At 37.6% G+C, this 15,680-nt stretch carries 21 protein-coding genes; 5 read left to right on the top strand and 16 right to left on the bottom strand.

Going from position 1 to position 15,680, the window contains the following annotated elements; genetic code table 11:
- Window positions 1-151: 151 nt before the first annotated feature.
- A complete protein-coding gene (locus MMB69_RS01650) occupies window positions 152-286 on the top strand; it encodes a YqzM family protein (RefSeq protein WP_013059251.1) in 135 nt (44 codons plus the stop codon).
- Window positions 287-343: 57 nt separating this feature from the next.
- On the opposite strand, the gene MMB69_RS01645 is transcribed toward MMB69_RS01650, so the two are convergent.
- The 3 genes from MMB69_RS01645 to MMB69_RS01635 form a co-directional block, all read right to left on the bottom strand.
- Window positions 344-2,635, bottom strand: coding sequence for a DNA internalization-related competence protein ComEC/Rec2 (locus MMB69_RS01645; protein WP_221784597.1), 2,292 nt, complete (start codon window positions 2,633-2,635; stop codon window positions 344-346).
- A 68-nt stretch (window positions 2,636-2,703) separates the two neighbouring features.
- Entirely contained in the window at window positions 2,704-3,270 is a 567-nt protein-coding gene (locus MMB69_RS01640; RefSeq protein ID WP_221784598.1) for a ComE operon protein 2, read from the bottom strand.
- A 96-nt stretch (window positions 3,271-3,366) separates the two neighbouring features.
- A complete protein-coding gene (locus MMB69_RS01635; RefSeq protein WP_221784599.1) occupies window positions 3,367-4,002 on the bottom strand; it encodes a helix-hairpin-helix domain-containing protein in 636 nt (211 codons plus the stop codon).
- A 96-nt stretch (window positions 4,003-4,098) separates the two neighbouring features.
- Between MMB69_RS01635 and comER the strand changes: the two genes are divergently transcribed.
- Entirely contained in the window at window positions 4,099-4,929 is an 831-nt protein-coding gene (gene comER, locus MMB69_RS01630) for a late competence protein ComER (protein WP_221784600.1), read from the top strand.
- 40 nt (window positions 4,930-4,969) lie between these two features.
- Here comER and MMB69_RS01625 read toward each other — a convergent pair whose 3' ends face one another.
- From MMB69_RS01625 to MMB69_RS01590, 8 genes are read right to left on the bottom strand one after another with little or no spacing between them, the layout of a single operon-like run.
- Entirely contained in the window at window positions 4,970-5,728 is a 759-nt protein-coding gene (locus MMB69_RS01625; protein ID WP_221784601.1) for a class I SAM-dependent DNA methyltransferase, read from the bottom strand.
- Window positions 5,725-6,078, bottom strand: a complete 354-nt coding sequence (rsfS, locus tag MMB69_RS01620; protein WP_013085071.1) for a ribosome silencing factor — start codon at window positions 6,076-6,078, stop codon at window positions 5,725-5,727. The genes MMB69_RS01625 and rsfS overlap by 4 nt, the downstream gene beginning before the upstream one ends.
- Window positions 6,071-6,643, bottom strand: coding sequence for a bis(5'-nucleosyl)-tetraphosphatase (symmetrical) YqeK (gene yqeK / locus MMB69_RS01615; protein ID WP_221784602.1), 573 nt, complete (start codon window positions 6,641-6,643; stop codon window positions 6,071-6,073). The genes rsfS and yqeK overlap by 8 nt, the downstream gene beginning before the upstream one ends.
- Window positions 6,630-7,202 carry a nicotinate-nucleotide adenylyltransferase gene (locus tag MMB69_RS01610; protein ID WP_116073727.1) on the bottom strand — a complete coding sequence of 191 codons (573 nt, stop codon included), beginning with the start codon at window positions 7,200-7,202 and terminating at the stop codon, window positions 6,630-6,632. Before MMB69_RS01610 ends, yqeK begins: the two co-directional genes overlap by 14 nt.
- Window positions 7,203-7,262: 60 nt before the next feature.
- Window positions 7,263-7,562: a ribosome assembly RNA-binding protein YhbY gene (gene yhbY, locus MMB69_RS01605; protein ID WP_013059260.1), complete on the bottom strand. Its 300-nt coding sequence runs from the start codon at window positions 7,560-7,562 to the stop codon at window positions 7,263-7,265.
- An 18-nt stretch (window positions 7,563-7,580) separates the two neighbouring features.
- A complete protein-coding gene (gene aroE, locus MMB69_RS01600) occupies window positions 7,581-8,420 on the bottom strand; it encodes a shikimate dehydrogenase (RefSeq protein ID WP_264408579.1) in 840 nt (279 codons plus the stop codon).
- A gap of 19 nt (window positions 8,421-8,439) precedes the next feature.
- Window positions 8,440-9,546: a ribosome biogenesis GTPase YqeH gene (yqeH, locus tag MMB69_RS01595; RefSeq protein ID WP_269871084.1), complete on the bottom strand. Its 1,107-nt coding sequence runs from the start codon at window positions 9,544-9,546 to the stop codon at window positions 8,440-8,442.
- A 3-nt stretch (window positions 9,547-9,549) separates the two neighbouring features.
- Window positions 9,550-10,062 carry a YqeG family HAD IIIA-type phosphatase gene (locus tag MMB69_RS01590; protein WP_013059263.1) on the bottom strand — a complete coding sequence of 171 codons (513 nt, stop codon included), beginning with the start codon at window positions 10,060-10,062 and terminating at the stop codon, window positions 9,550-9,552.
- A gap of 549 nt (window positions 10,063-10,611) precedes the next feature.
- Between MMB69_RS01590 and MMB69_RS01585 the strand changes: the two genes are divergently transcribed.
- Window positions 10,612-10,752, top strand: coding sequence for a sporulation histidine kinase inhibitor Sda (locus tag MMB69_RS01585; RefSeq protein ID WP_028410607.1), 141 nt, complete (start codon window positions 10,612-10,614; stop codon window positions 10,750-10,752).
- Between the two features lie 73 nt (window positions 10,753-10,825).
- Here MMB69_RS01585 and MMB69_RS01580 read toward each other — a convergent pair whose 3' ends face one another.
- Entirely contained in the window at window positions 10,826-11,608 is a 783-nt protein-coding gene (locus MMB69_RS01580) for a phosphatidylserine decarboxylase (protein WP_221784604.1), read from the bottom strand.
- A gap of 114 nt (window positions 11,609-11,722) precedes the next feature.
- On the opposite strand from MMB69_RS01580, the gene pssA reads away from it, so the two are divergent.
- Entirely contained in the window at window positions 11,723-12,262 is a 540-nt protein-coding gene (gene pssA, locus MMB69_RS01575) for a CDP-diacylglycerol--serine O-phosphatidyltransferase (RefSeq protein ID WP_013059266.1), read from the top strand.
- 175 nt (window positions 12,263-12,437) lie between these two features.
- On the opposite strand, the gene MMB69_RS01570 is transcribed toward pssA, so the two are convergent.
- The gene (locus MMB69_RS01570) at window positions 12,438-12,587 is read right to left on the bottom strand and encodes a hypothetical protein (RefSeq protein WP_014458166.1); all 150 of its coding nucleotides are present in this window, start codon (window positions 12,585-12,587) and stop codon (window positions 12,438-12,440) included.
- A 216-nt stretch (window positions 12,588-12,803) separates the two neighbouring features.
- Between MMB69_RS01570 and sigK the strand changes: the two genes are divergently transcribed.
- Window positions 12,804-13,532, top strand: a complete 729-nt coding sequence (sigK, locus tag MMB69_RS01565; RefSeq protein ID WP_013059268.1) for an RNA polymerase sporulation sigma factor SigK — start codon at window positions 12,804-12,806, stop codon at window positions 13,530-13,532.
- Between the two features lie 170 nt (window positions 13,533-13,702).
- Here sigK and MMB69_RS01560 read toward each other — a convergent pair whose 3' ends face one another.
- The 3 genes from MMB69_RS01560 to MMB69_RS01550 form a co-directional block, all read right to left on the bottom strand.
- On the bottom strand, window positions 13,703-13,843 hold the full coding sequence (locus MMB69_RS01560) for a YrzI family small protein (RefSeq protein WP_013059269.1): 141 nt from the start codon (window positions 13,841-13,843) through the stop codon (window positions 13,703-13,705).
- A 391-nt stretch (window positions 13,844-14,234) separates the two neighbouring features.
- On the bottom strand, window positions 14,235-14,465 hold the full coding sequence (locus tag MMB69_RS01555; RefSeq protein WP_013059270.1) for a YrhC family protein: 231 nt from the start codon (window positions 14,463-14,465) through the stop codon (window positions 14,235-14,237).
- An 81-nt stretch (window positions 14,466-14,546) separates the two neighbouring features.
- Complete coding sequence (locus MMB69_RS01550; RefSeq protein ID WP_264408580.1) at window positions 14,547-15,680, bottom strand: bifunctional cystathionine gamma-lyase/homocysteine desulfhydrase; 1,134 nt, start codon at window positions 15,678-15,680, stop codon at window positions 14,547-14,549.

The raw sequence follows: 15,680 nt of genomic DNA, 5'->3' as shown, positions 1-15,680 counted from the left end.
TACTTATTTGTTAATGATTAAACCCTTATCTCTATTTTCTCCTCATGCTCGTAAAGTATAGTTGTTAACTGTTGTCAGTTTGTGAAAACGCTTTTAAATTGTCTAGATTTTTAAAAAAAGTTAGATTATACTGTAAACAGGAGGGGTGTTAATGAACCAATTTGAAGAAAGTGTCCAAAGTAAACGCAACGACGCTGTCGATTCTGCCGTAGGATTTGGTGTTTCATTTGGCTTTTTCACTGCCTTATTTGTTATTGCAACTGTGATTCACTACTTGGGTTCGTAAAATTGCTTCAAGGCTGCTTCTTAGCAGTCTTTTTTAGTTCGTTTTTCTTACTATAGACTATGGAAGTTGCTGCGAAAACGTTCCTGACTTTTTTGTAAATTCATACATTACTCCACCATCTTCATCCGTTCGATAAATATACACCCCGTAGCTTTTCAGAAGCTCTAATGTTTCTTGATGAGGATGACCATAACGATTTTTTTGTCCCGCTGAAACAAGCGCTACTTTAGGATTTAAATGTTGAACAAACTCTTCTGAAGTTGAGGTTTTACTGCCATGATGCCCAACTTTTAATACATCTGCTTTAAGGTTTGGAAAGTCTTTCAATATTCTTTGTTCTCCTTCCTTTTCTAAATCTCCGGTGAATAGCCATCTTAAATTTCCTAACTTAGCGTCTATTACAATTGAGCCGTTGTTGCTCGTTTCTTCGAAACCTGTCGGAGAAATAATCTGAAATACGACACCTCCTTCTTGCCAGCTATCTCCTTGCTGAACAATTTGAACAGGCATGCTTTGTTTTTGAGCAGCGATCACCAAGCCAGTCTCTACGTCATTTAATTCAGCTTTTTCCCCAAGCACCAGCTCTCCGACATCCACTTGTGAAAATAAATGCTGTGCCGCCCCTGCGTGATCATAATCGCCGTGTGTGATAATCATTTTATCTACCCTTGTTATTCCTTTTGAATGCAAAAAGGGAATAAGTACGTCTTCTCCCACGTCAAAAGAAGAACGACGTTTTTGCCATGGTTCTTTTGGAAATGAAACGGTTCCTCCGGTATCGATCATATACACACCTTTTCGATAAGGAAGCTCAATGATAAAGCAGTCTCCTTGTCCTACATCGACCATTGTGACCGTTCCTTTTGGATTCAAATAAGGATACGTACATTGGGTGGCTAACAATGCCACGAGAAGAAACATATAGCGAACGAAAAATTTTCCTTCTTCGACCGCCACAAATAAAGCATAAATGCATAAGTACATGCCCAAAAACAGAACAATGTGGGGTTTCCCCGTTATAAAATCAGCGGGAATCCACTCAAAAAAGCCAAGCAATTTTTCACAAAAAAGTAAAAGAACATGAAGAATTTGCTCCAGCAGTTCACTCACTCCCGGCAAGAGGATACGAACAAAAAGAATGAGCAAACAAAGAGGTAATACAACAAGAGAAAACAACGGTACAAAAACCATATTTAATGGCAAACTGAGGAGAGATACTCCATAAAAATAGTACAGCAATAAAGGAAGTGAACTGACTTGTGCAATCGCTGAAACAGCCATGAGCTGGCTGAAAGAAGAATGAAAACGAGGTAAAATCGTCTGACTGGATAAAATCAATGCAAAACTAACGGCAAAAGAAAGCTGAAATCCTACATCGAATAAATAGTACGGCTTAAAAAGCAGCATGGCCATAAAAGCAAGGCTGATGCTATCAACTAAAAGAATTTTTCTTTGTATTTTTATCGATATAAGCATCAGCATACTCATAAAAACAGCTCGAAAAACTGAAGCGCTGCCACCAGCCAAAACCATGTATACAGGAAGAAGCACAAGTAAAAGCGTAATGGCTCGCTCGCGCGTTATTCCAATCCGAATGAGCAAATAAAAACACATTGCTGTCAGCAGTCCAACATGAAGACCTGATATGGCAAGCAAGTGTATTAAACCAAATTGCTGATAGCGCTTGATACTCTCTTCTTCGATACCAGTGCGCTCGCCGTAAATTAGTGCTTGCATAAACCCAGCGCCTGGATCCGACATAGTTTGTTGAATATAATTAATTCCTTTTTGACGAATAAAGGTAAGGTACGTAAGTGGAGTTAAAGTGGGGAGGTGGCATTTTACCAAATCAAGTCTCTTAACGTTAAGCTGCCAATGAATGGACTGATGGTACAAATATTGCTGATAATCAAATGAATGAAGGTTGCGAGCAGGTGAAGGAGAAGTTAATTGCCCCGCTAGTTGACAAACTTGATGAATCGTTAGCTTTTCGAGCTGCTGTTTCTCTTCCAACGTTTTTAGTTTATAAAAAGCCATGACTTCTTCATTTTGAACCGTAAACTTAAAAGTAAGCTTGTCGCCGTCACTATGCGGCACAGATGAAATTTCGCCTGTAAAAGAAGAAGATTCAGCTAAAAGAATCGTTTTGTTATGCTTATTTGTCTCAGCTAATAGGTAGACGCACAAAACACTCAACAGTGCAGAAGCAATAACCACTTTCCTCGGACATTGTAGCCATTGAAAAATGAAAAGCACGATTAGCAAAAACAGGCTTACAGCGGAATGATTATCATATACATATAAAGCTATCATCATGCTAAAAGCACAGTAAATATAATATCCTTTCACTTTTAGCTCCTTTCTTCTTAAAAGAAAGAGGCTTCTTACTGTTACCAAGTAAAAAACCTCTTTTACCTTTAATTTACCGTAAATAAAGCGAGAGCTTCACGCTGTAAATTCATCACTTCTGCTTCGTCCGCTCCGCTTTTTTCTAAACGAGCGAGAACATCCGTCACAAATTGAAGCTTCTCTTTACTTTTTAAGTCAATGACTGCTTCATCAAGTTCAACTTTTGCTGTTTTCACCCCCGCCTGTTGAAATAACTCAACAGCATAAGGATGATTTTTGTAATCATTAGCGTAATATACTGTTTTAATTCCCGCTTGAATAAGGGCTTTACAGCAGTTTAAACACGGAAAATGCGTGACGTATACTTCCGCATCTTCTGTTTTCACACCAAACTTAGCACACTGTAGCAGTGCATTCACTTCTGCATGGACAGTTCTTACACAGTGTCCATCAATCACATAACAGCCTTCGTCAGCACAATGCACGCCTCCGCTGATCGAGCCGTTGTATCCTCCAGCTATAATACGTTTATCACGCACCACTGTAGCCCCAACAGCCAGACGTTCACAAGTGCTTCTTAAAGCTAGCAAATGGCTTTGTGCCATAAAATATTGATCCCATGAAATCCGGTTCATCTCATTCCCTACCTTTTTATTTAAAACTGAATAATTATAATTATACTTGTCTCTTTCATAGTGTAGCGTTTCTTTTCCTTTTTCGTCAATAAGTCTCTACTGTACCGTAATTTGAGCTTTGATTTTTTCTAGCGACTTCTCGCCAATACCTGATACTTGCCCCAAATCCTCTACTGTTTGAAACAAGCCATTTTCCTCTCGATATGAAATGATGGCACTCGCTTTTGAAGGTCCAATGCCATTTAACGTTTGCAGTTCATCAGTGTTCGCTGTATTGATATTAACAAGGGGCTGATCGTTTGAAGTTCCTGAGGAAGAGATTGAAGAAACAGGAGATGAAGGGGGGATTTCTTCTCCAGCAGCTGGAATGTAAACTGCCATTTCATCCTGTAGCTTGCTAGCTAAATTGAGCTGTCTTAAGTCCGCTTCTTTCGTAGCGCCTCCGGCTTGTGCTAGAGCATCTTTTACCCTTGCATCTTTCGGAAGCTGGTATACACCAGGCTTCTGAACAGCTCCTTTAATATCCACCATAACAAACGGAGAATCTTGGCTCGAAATTACTTGATCAGACGACCCTCCTTCTTTTTTTGCAGCAGATGATTCTGCCCTTATAATATCTGAGGTTTGAAGAGGACTTTCCGGTTTCTCTCCGCCTGTGCGATAGATATAAAAAGCCAATCCAGCTGCTAAACAAATGCACCCAATTAGCCATTGTTTTTTTAAAAAAGTCAAATTGTACACTCCTTTGAATTTTGAAGTAACGTCATAAATTCCATTATGTCTTCATAGTGTTTAGAAGAAAAGGCTTTTGAAGGAGGGAATGAATCAGTGAACATAGGGTTTATCGGAACAGGAAACATGGGGAAAATATTAATTGATGCGTTTATTGAATCAAAAGCCGTACGTCCTTCTAAAATTACTATTATGAATCGCACAAAAAAAAGAGCGAAAGAGATTCAACAGCAGCATAAAAAAATTCATGTTGCTGATACAGCTGAAGAAGTTGTTCACGCATCCAAAGTCATTTTTATTTGTGTTAAGCCATTGGATATTCACCCCCTTTTAATAAAATTAGAACCACTGCTGACGAAAGATCACTGCATTGTATCCATTACCAGTCCAATTAGCGTAGAACAAATCGAACGCCTCATTCCGAGTCAAGCAGCTAGAATTATCCCTAGCATTACGAATCGGGCATTAGCAGGTGTTTCTCTTTTCACGTTTGGAGAAAGATGTACGCCTTTTTACCAAAGTTATTTACATGAATTATTTTCATCTATGTCAAAGCCTGTGGCTATTGATCAAACGATTACGCGCGTATCATCCGATATCGTAAGCTGCGGTCCTGCATTTTTCAGCTTTTTGCTTCAACGCTTTATTGATGCAGCAGTTCAAGAAACAAATATTTCTGAAGAAGAAGCTACCGTCATGGCCAGTGATATGATTATTGGAATGGGAAAACTGTTGGAAAAAGAAATATTTACGCTTCCTACCTTACAGGATAAAGTATGCGTAAAAGGCGGTGTAACCGGAGAAGGTATTAAAGTTTTAGAAGCTGAACTCGGAGAGATGTTTGTGCACGTATTTCAAAAAACACATGAAAAATTTGACGAAGACATTGAGCTTGTTCACAATCAGTTTGATAATCTTATTCCATAATTTCTGTGAAAATCCTGCTTCAAAACAAAAAAAGAAGCCTCTACTCGGCTTCTTTTTTTTGCGCAGAGAAAAAGATGCGCTCACTGTTTGAAGTAGGCTCACTCATTTTGAAATCTGCACTTACTTCTATATTTATAAAACCAGCTTCGCTCAGCCATGATTGATAATGGTCAATCGACCAAGTGCGTTGAGCATGCATCTCATCAAAGCGATGATATGCATCCATTTCTTCATCATAAGCAAAAAACGTAATATCATGCTCTACGCGCATGTCTGTATCGTCATAGGTGCAGTTCCAAATATATGACACGTCTTCATCTACGTAAGAAAAAGATTGATTTCCAAATACGTCCTTCATCTTGTGCACTGAATGAACATCAAATATAAAGAGCCCACCTGGTTTTAAGTGCTTATATACACGTTGAATGGTTTCTTGAACTTCTTTATCACTTTGCAAATAGTTCAAAGAATCACAAAAGATTACTACACAGTCGAACTCTTTCAATAACTCAAGTTCCGCCATGTTTTGCTGAAAAAGAGATAGCGTTACCCCTGCTTCTGCCGCCTTTTCCTGGGCTACCATAAGCATATCGTCAGACAAATCAACGCCTACTACGGAGAAACCTTCTTTTGCAAATCGAACGGAGAGTTCTCCCGTGCCGCAGGCAAGGTCTAATATACTGTCAGGCTTTGTTTTCGCTTTTGCCACCTGCTGATTAAAAAATTCAGCCCAATCGTCATACGGAACGTCTGCCATTAGCTGATCATATACGTAGGCAAATTCTCCGTACCTGCTCATAGCTGTAGCTCTTCTGAACTTACAAATGGTGCATCTCCCCATAAGCGTTCTAAGTTATAATATCCGCGCTCATCTTTATGGAAAATGTGAACCACAACATCTCCAAGATCAACAAGAACCCACTTAGCCTGCTCAAATCCTTCTAAACGCTTCACAGAAATGCCTTGTTCGTGTGCTTTTTCTTTAATTTCACGAGCAATTGCCTGCACTTGTTTATCTGAGTTACCGTGACAAATAACAAAATAATCTGCCACAAGTGAGATTCCTTCCATATTTAACGCTACGATATCGATTGCTTTTTTATCGTCTGCTGCTTCTACAACAAGAGATAGCAATTCACGTTCAGTCATGTGTTTGACCTCCTAAGATTAAATCATTATATGTCATCATCGTATCGGGATAAACGGCCTGATGTTTAGTCATTAAAAAAGAAATGGTGTTTTTCAGTGATTGAATAAGTGCTGCATTTAAGTCGGTTTTAGCTAACTCCCGCACTTCATCAACACCTGGAAATCTCCTTCCGGGTTCAATGTAATCAGCAACGTACACAATTTTTTCAAGTAACGTCATGCCAGGTCTTCCGGATGTATGGTAAGCAATTGCATCCAATACTTCCTTATCCATAATCCCTACTTCATTTCTCACTAAAAACGCGCCTACTGGAGCATGCCATAATTCGGTATTGTATTCCAATAAAAAAGGGTTCATGTTTTGATCAATAATAATTTGCTTCATCTCTTCCTTTGGACGAAACTTGGCATAGTCATGAAAAATAGCAGCCAGTTCTGCTTTTTTTTCGTCTGCTTCAAAACGCTTAGCTAATTCAATTGCTGTTTCCATTACCCCGACAGTATGAATATAACGACGTTCTGTTAACTGTTTCTTTACAATTTCTAATGCCTCAGTTCGATTCATATAATTGATTCTCCTCGATATATTGTTTAACACCAGCAGGTATAAAATAACGAATGGTTTCTTTCTTTACTACTCGTTTGCGAATAAAGGAAGAGGAGACATCAAACTGCGGAACTTCTACTTCTTTTATCGGGTAAGGGGACGTAATGGTATACCCCGGGCGTTTTACACCTACAAATGTAACCAAATTGACTAATTCATCAATTTCATACCACTTCGGCAAATATTCTACCATATCAGCACCAATGATGAAATGAAACTGATACGTTGGATATTTTTCTGTTAGTATTCTCATCGTATCATATGTATATGAAGGCTCTTTGCGCTCAAATTCAATCGGCTGCAAGGTAAATTGATCATGTTCTTCAATAGCTAGCTTTAGCATTTGTAAACGATGATATGGCTCAATAGGCTCTTTGATTGTTTTATGAGGTGGAATATACGACGGCATGAACCATATCTCATCTAATTTCAAGGCATGCAAAACCTCATTTGCCATCATTAAATGCCCCAAATGAGGCGGATTGAATGTTCCACCTAAAATTCCAATACTCTTCAACAATCCCCGACTCCTTTAATTTACTTCATTTTTAAATAGAGCGGGTTTCCCCGCTCTATTTCATTTCACTTTTGGAAGCATTAACTGCTTATTTTCGCGTGATTCTTTATATAATACAATTGTATTTCCAATCACTTGTACAAGCTCTGCTTTTGTTCCTTTTGTTAATCGAGCAGCAACCGTGTCACGATCTTCGTCACAGTTTTGCAGAATGCTTACTTTTAATAATTCTCTTGCTTCTAATGCATCAGCAATTTGACCAATCATATTTTCATTGACTCCACCTTTTCCTACTTGGAAAATTGGATTTAAATGATGTGCTTTTGAACGTAAAAAACGTTTTTGTTTACCTGTTAACATAAAAACCTCCGTTGTATCTTATCTCTTAGTTAGTGTTGAAAGAACAATGTGTTCCATTGCCTCTTCGTCAGGACGGACGTTCGTCCACTTTTCAAATGCAAGTGCACCTTGCAGTACAAACATACCGACACCGTTATGAATGCCTGCCCCTTTTGCTTCAGCCTCTTTTAAAAGCTTTGTTTTTAAAGGGTTGTAAATAATATCGCTGACTACGGCTTCTTTTTGCAATAAAGTAAGTGCTAAAGGCAGCTCATCAACGTTAGGATACATCCCCACTGAAGTGGTATTAATAATAATATCAAATGTATCTAATTGTTTTTCTGCATCAGAAATAGACATCGCCGCCGTTTTCGTCGAAAAAGGCAGCTCGTTAGCTAATACAGCTGCTTTTTCGACGGTACGATTGCATATCGCAATTACCTCGGGAGCATGCTGAGCTGCAATTGTATAAAAAATAGCTTTTGCAGCCCCTCCAGCTCCAATAATTAAAATTCTTTTTTGGGATAAGCTTCCTTCTACTGCTTTGAGTAAAGACGTCACATACCCCTCTCCGTCGGTATTGTATCCAATATAACGGCCATCTTGATTAACAACTGTATTTACAGCGCCAATTGCCTTTGCTAATGGATCGACTTCATCCAAATGCTTCATAATATCAACTTTATAAGGAATCGTGACATTAAATCCTTGAATGTTTTTATCTTTTAGCTCTCCAATGGCTGACTCAAAATGAACAGGTTCAATTGGAAAAGCTTCATAATGAGCATCCATATTCAGACGTTTAAAGGCATCATTTTGCATCAATGGCGATAGTGAATGCCCAAGCGGATAACCAACTAGCCCATATAATGTACTCAAGATTTTTTCCCCTTTTTGTTTAAATTAAAGAATCGCGCACAAATACGCCGACTCCTTTTGGTGCATGCGCCACAACTTTTGAACCTGACTCATTAACCGTCACCCAGCCAAGCCCTGAAAAAACAATATCCGTTTTTTCATTTTTTATTGTAAATTCATGTGCAACCAGTTCAGGAAATTCATCCATTTGCTCTGGGCGCGGCGGCTGAAGCAGTTCACCTGCTTGCTTTTCATACAACTCATCTGCTTTTTCAAGCTTCGTACGATGAATATGCAAATCGTTCGATACATAACATGTTAATGACTTGCGGCCTCCCTGTACATAATCTAAGCGCGCCAGTCCTCCAAAGTATAACGTTTGCCCTTCATTTAGCTGATAAACCTTCGGCTTTATTTCTTTTTTAGGAGAAATTAACTTTAAGTCTCGTTTATCTACATAGTGAGCCATTTGATGGTGATTAATAATACCAGGCGTATCATATAAAGACGCGCCGTTATCAAGCGGGATATCAATCATATCCAGCGTTGTACCCGGATATTGAGATGTAGTAATAATATCTTCTTCTCCCGTTACTTCTTTAATAATGGCATTAATAAATGTTGATTTACCAACGTTTGTACATCCCACAACATATACATCTTTACCTTCGCGGTAATGTTCAATGGCTTCGGCAATTTCGCGAATTCCTTGTCCTTTTTGCGCGCTCATGAGGAACACATCCACTGATTTTAGCCCAAGCTCTTTCGCTTCTCGCTTCATCCAATGAATTAGTTTATTTTTCTTTATAGACTTTGGCAGTAAGTCTGCTTTATTTCCCACTAAAAGAACCTTGTTATTTCCAACAAATCGATGCAAACCAGGTAACCAGCTGCCGTTAAAGTCAAAGATATCTACAACTTTTACAACCAAACCGTCCGTTTGACCAATTCCATTTAAGATTTTTAAAAAATCATCGTCTGTTAAGGAAACATCTTGTACTTCATTATAATGCTTCAAGCGAAAGCATCGCTGGCAAATAATAGCTTCTTTTTCTAGTGCTGATTTTGGAGCATAGCCAAGTTCATCCGGTCGTTCTGTTTGAATCTCCACTCCGCATCCTACGCACTGTAATTTTTCTTCACTCACGTTTTAATCCTCCCAGTTAATCATACCTTTTCGTTTCATCCAACCTAGAATTCTTCGTTCCATTTTACGGTTAAATTTCGTTACAAATCCATCTGTTTGCGCAACTGGTACAACCAAAACCGTATATACGCCTAGGCGATTTCCTCCTAATACATCCGTTAAAAGCTGGTCGCCAATAACTACAACCTCATCTTTTTGCAGTTCCATATCACGAAGAGCTCTTCTAAATGCTTTACGCATCGGTTTGCGTGCTTTATATACAAATGGAAGTCCAACTGGATCTGAAAACAGCTTGACTCGTTTCTCCACATTATTCGATACAATCGTAATTTTAATTCCACTATCTTTCATTAACTGAAACCACTCAATTAATTCCGGAGTGGCATCAGGGCGATCCCATTCCACCAACGTGTTATCTAAGTCGGTAATAATTCCTTTTATTCCGCGCTCTTTCAAATCGTCTGGCTTAATTTGAAACACGTTTTTCACATGTTCATTTGGTAAAAAAAGTTTCAACACGTATCATGCACCTCGAATATATAGTTACATACTAAAATTAACGCCGTCTATCATTATAACGACTTCTTGTTATTTTCCAACCTAAAATTTTATTCTCTTCAAAAACAGGTCTTTTCTTAGTATAAAGGATATGCCTTGTGAATGCTTTAACTTTATACAGAAAGTTATTGACAAAAGGTAGCAAACCTCTATTTGTTCGTGGGCTTACGATATATTCACTCTCTGCAAACTTAAAATAAAAAATAGTGCAGAAAACGTTTATTACTTATCAAATAGGGTAAGTGGTAAACAAATTCTGTTAAAAGTTTTCGACAAAAAATGATAAGCCTAATTATGTGGATAAGTTTATACACATTATCCTCTGTTATAGTTCAGCAATTAATGGTAATTATAAACAACATACCCACATTTTATCCACCGAAAGCTGTGGATAACAGAACGATTGTTCCTTTATTTGATTCATGTTAGATTATAAATAAGGAATTTATTAGCATTTAAATATAACTTTTTAGGATATTTATTTTAGTAGGAGGTGGCGGCAATCTTATGAGAAAATTATCAGATGAGCTGCTTATTGAATCATACAGCAAAGCAACCGAACTGCAATTAAGCCCTGATTTTATAAAATTAATTGAAGAGGAAATTGAAAGAAGATCATTAAAGATTAACATACAAATTCCTTCTTAACGAATAAAAGAGCCTTCTTAATAAAAGAAAGCTGCATCTTCATTTATCTATCTACTCTTTTATTATATAGGCTCTATTTTTTCAAATGAGCAATTGGTTCTCCATACTTTACATAAGAACCTGAGTGAACGTTAGAATCAAAAGTGATTGAGTTCTTCTCAAATAATAAAATGACAGTCGAACCAAACGTGAAGTAAGCCATTTCTTCCCCTTTTTCGACTACTTCTTTTTTAGAAACCGCTTCAATGCTGTTGATAAACATGGCTCCTACTTTTACCATCAGCATGTGACCATTTTCAAATGTTAACTCCGTGAGCTTCCGGAAATTTTTCACCAGCGGTTCTTTCCCGTACTTGATTCCTAATGAATTTACTGGATAAGACTTTTGTCCAACGGTCCACGTATTCCCTACTCGGGCTTTAAGAGGACTGTGAATGCGATGATAGTCTTTCGGACTAAGATAGAGGATAATAAACTGTCCCTCTATATATTTTTCAAGAATGAGATCATTTGAAACCATTTCCTGTATAGAATAAGGTTTGTTTTTTACAATCATTTCTTTTTGAGGCGTAATGACTCCATATGCTTCTATCTTTGCATCTACAGGACTGACAACGCTGTCTTTCTGCTGATCGACCGGACGGGCAGAAGGATTCAAACGGCGAATAAATAGCTCGTGTAAGTTTTGATAATGATGCAGAGGCTTGTCCATTTCTTCTTTATTTACTTTAAAAACTTTTGTATAGGAGGGTATAACAAACCGACTCCATTTAGAGAAAGTGAATTTTCGAATGAGCTTCGATGATCCTTGGTGATTCGTAAGCTCAATAAACGTTCGATACAGGTGCTGCAACAATAATTTTACCTCCACATACTGAATAGTTCTTTACTAGAATAAGGTTTGCGTCTACAATGAAATTACCATTATTTTTACCTTTAGTTCATTCCATCCTTTAAAGGAGTGAGGAAATTGTTTTTATTAGACTATCTAGATCATACAATTAAAAAGCTGAGATCCCAAGCGGCAAACTCCTTAACCATTGTTAATTTAAGTTTAGGAAGCTTTGCTATTTTATTTGTCATGAAAAATGAATTGAACTTAAGTTTATTACTAATTTTTTTAGCAGCGTTAGCAGACCGATTCGACGGCATGGTAGCCAGAAAGCTGCAAATTGAATCTGAACTTGGAAAACAACTGGACTCCATGTGCGATATTATATCATTTGGCATCGCTCCAGCTCTACTACTTTATCAAAGTATTTTGTCTCACTTTGGTGCTGCAGGTTCAATTGTTACCATCTGTTACATTGCTTGCGGAGCACTTCGTCTTGCCCGCTTTAACATCACAGAAAATACTGGGTATTTTACAGGGCTCCCTATTACTGCAGCAGGTTGTTTATTAACTCTTAGCTACTTGGGCGTCCCTTATTTACCTTCACACTTTTATATGTTTTTAATTATCGTACTCGCTTGCTTGATGATTAGTACTTTCAAGCTAAAAAAAGTATAGAGCTCCATTTACTTTTACAGAGGAATATTATCATCTTGCTTCTTTTCTTAATTATAGAATAAATCATCTTCTTTAAGAAACAAAGCGAAAATTCCTTAAGAATTCTTAAAAATGAATGTTTCTATTCGGTAGGATATGTCACCTAAAAAAACTCATGCACATGCATGAGTTTTTTTTAACACCAGCAGCTAAAAAACCAATAGAAGCTTCCGAAAATTAATAACAGAACAAATAGAACAATCAACAATCCAAGTCCCCAGCCGAAGCCTCCTCCGCATGGGTAAGCTGGATAATTAGGATAACAGCAGCCTCCGTAACCGTACATACTCTCCCTCCTTACACTATGAACTACTACTAGCGTATGTACACACTTTTTCTCTGTATAGGCTGGTAACTATCTCTAAAGAGAAATCTGTGGACTTTTTCAAACTCTCTTGTCCCCGAGGGGAATTTTAAACGTACAGGCAAAGACATCCTTCTTTTTACATATAGTGTAATGTTAGTCTCTCACAGGTTGATATCCCCTTATGGAGGTGAAGAGATGTCTGCATTATTTACCGCACTAGGCTATTTCTTTAAAGAATTGGTTTTCCTTGTTTCCTACGTAAAAAACAATGCGTTTCCTCAACCCTTGTCTGCTGCTGAAGAAAAGAGATATTTATCTTTAATGGAACAAGGAGATCAAGAAGCACGAAATCTTCTTATTGAACACAATCTCCGACTCGTTGCGCATATTGTTAAAAAGTTTGAAAACACGGGAGAGGATGCGGAAGATTTAATTTCAATTGGGACAATCGGTTTAATTAAAGCAATCGAAAGTTATTCGCAAGGAAAAGGAACAAAATTAGCTACTTATGCCGCACGCTGTATTGAAAATGAAATATTGATGCACTTGCGAGCGCTCAAAAAAACAAAAAAAGATGTGTCGCTGCATGATCCAATTGGCCAGGATAAAGAAGGAAATGAAATCAGTTTGATTGATGTATTAAAATCAGAATCAGACGATGTAATTGATATGATTCAACTAAATATGGAATTAGAAAAAATAAAAGAATACATCGATATCCTCGATGATCGAGAAAAGGAAGTAATTGTTGGCCGCTTCGGTTTGGATCTGCAGGATGAAAAAACCCAGCGAGAAATTGCAAAGGAATTAAATATTTCAAGAAGTTACGTTTCGCGAATTGAAAAGCGAGCGCTGATGAAAATGTTTCACGAATTTTACAGAGCCGAAAAAGAGAAAAAAAAGAGCGGAAAGAAGGAGAATTAATCCTTCTTTCCGCTCTTTTTTTAAAATAATTTCCAAATAATAATCCGTAGCAAACACATCATTACTCCCCCTACTAATCATTTAGGTGGAATCTTTCTCCACAAGCAGCCATACAACGATATATCCTTTTTGATTAATCATCATTCATCCACTCCTTTCCACTGTTCAAATTAGAAATGACGATAAAACTCATACTTGCGGTCTTTTATTTCTTCTTCTAATTGTCTTACATACTGTTCATGCTTAATTTCTGCCTCTGAGTATTGACGGGACTTTATGGTAATAGTTAAAAAGAAAATGTTCAGTGTCATTACAATCACCTCCTTATACACAAAAAAGCCACAGTAATGCATAAGCATCCTGTGGCTGAAAAATAATAAAAACCACAGGGATACTATTCGCACCTGTGGTGAATTAACGTGTTTTAATGATCAAGGTAAGAAAGTTACTTGATACAGGAACACGGCCGAATAGTATACGTATATAGACGATTTTTGAACATAGCTGAAACTGGATGATCCATAACTGATAAACGTCTTAACATATGACTCGACCTCCTTTTAATAAAGTATTTTCCTTACAATGGTAATTATATCCACGAACTCATAAAAAGTAAACTGTTTTTTTGAAAAATAGGGAATTTTTTTATTTTTTTCAACCCTCATAAAAAAAAGACGATGTATGATCGTCTTTTTATATCTATTATTCTTTTTCTTTCATTAGTTCTTTTTTCAGTTTTTTAGTTTGATAACTAAAATAAAAGGCAAGGGCGGCAAAAAGAATAACGATTGCTTCCATTATTCCAAGCTGCATATCACTTTTTTCACCTTGGCCAATCATAACACCAATGTACAAGAATGTACTTACGGCTAGAAGGACGTAAATAAAGCGGCTGTAATCTTCAATTTTTGCTTTGATGTGTTGAGCTTTCATACAATCACCTTCTCAGTAGAATGTTATAACTCTACTCTATCATAGATCTATAGGTCTATGAAAATCCTATTTTTACCACCTTTATTCCAATGCTCTTTCTAAGTCTTCAATTAAATCTTCTACATCTTCAAGGCCTACAGAAATACGAATTAATCCATCTGTAATTCCTAGCTCTTTACGTCGGTCGCTCGGTATAGAAGCATGAGTCATTTTAGAAGGAATGGAAATGAGGCTTTCGATGGCTCCTAAACTTTCTGCTAATGTAAAATACTTCACTTTGCTCAGTACTTCTTCCGCTTTCTCTTCGCTTCCCACATCAAACGAAACCATTCCCCCAAAACCTCTTGCCTGCTTTTTAGCAATGAGGTGGTTTGGGTGGGTTTTTAATCCTGGATAATATACTTTTGTAACAGCAGGATGAGCAAGTAAAAATTCTACTATTTTCCCCGTATTGAATTCATGTTCTTCCATTCGTATTCCTAATGTTTTAATCCCTCTCATTAAAAGCCAAGAATCTTGAGGTCCTAAAATGCCTCCAGTCGCATTTTGAATAAAATGAAGGTCTTCAGCTAATTTAGGCGAATTCACCACTGCTAGCCCTGCTACAACGTCACTGTGTCCCCCTAAATACTTAGTTGCACTGTGCAGAACAATATCTGCGCCTTTTTCGATAGGATTTTGCCAATACGGCGTACTAAATGTGTTGTCAACGATGGTAAGTAAATGGTGTTGTTTAGCTACTGAAGAAGCATGCTGCAAGTCAGTAATTTTTAGAAGAGGATTCGTTGGAGTTTCAATAAAAATGCCTTTTGTGTTAGGGCGAATTTCTTTCTCGATATTTTCGATATCGCTTGTATCAATAAAAGTAGCCTCAATGCCGATACGGCTTAGTACCTTTGTGATCACTCGATACGTTCCTCCGTATACGTCATCTGTAATTAACACATGATCTCCGCTGTTAAACAGCATGAACACGGCAGTAGTAGCGGCCATACCAGATCCAAACGCAAACCCAGCATACCCTCCTTCAATTTCTTTGATAAGTTCTTCTAAGGCATGCCGTGTAGGGTTACCGGTTCTCGAATACTCATATCCCGTATGTTTTCCTGCTCCCTCTTGTTTATAAGTACTCACTTGATAAATAGGAACAGAGACAGCACCCGTCTGTTCATCGCCAACGATTCCACCATGAATCAACTGTGTTTTGCGTTTCAT

Origin of the sequence: Priestia sp. P5 (assembly GCF_029522155.1) — a bacterium.
Lineage (GTDB): Bacteria > Bacillota > Bacilli > Bacillales > Bacillaceae_H > Priestia > Priestia megaterium_E.
This window is presented reverse-complemented; position numbering and strand designations above follow the sequence as displayed.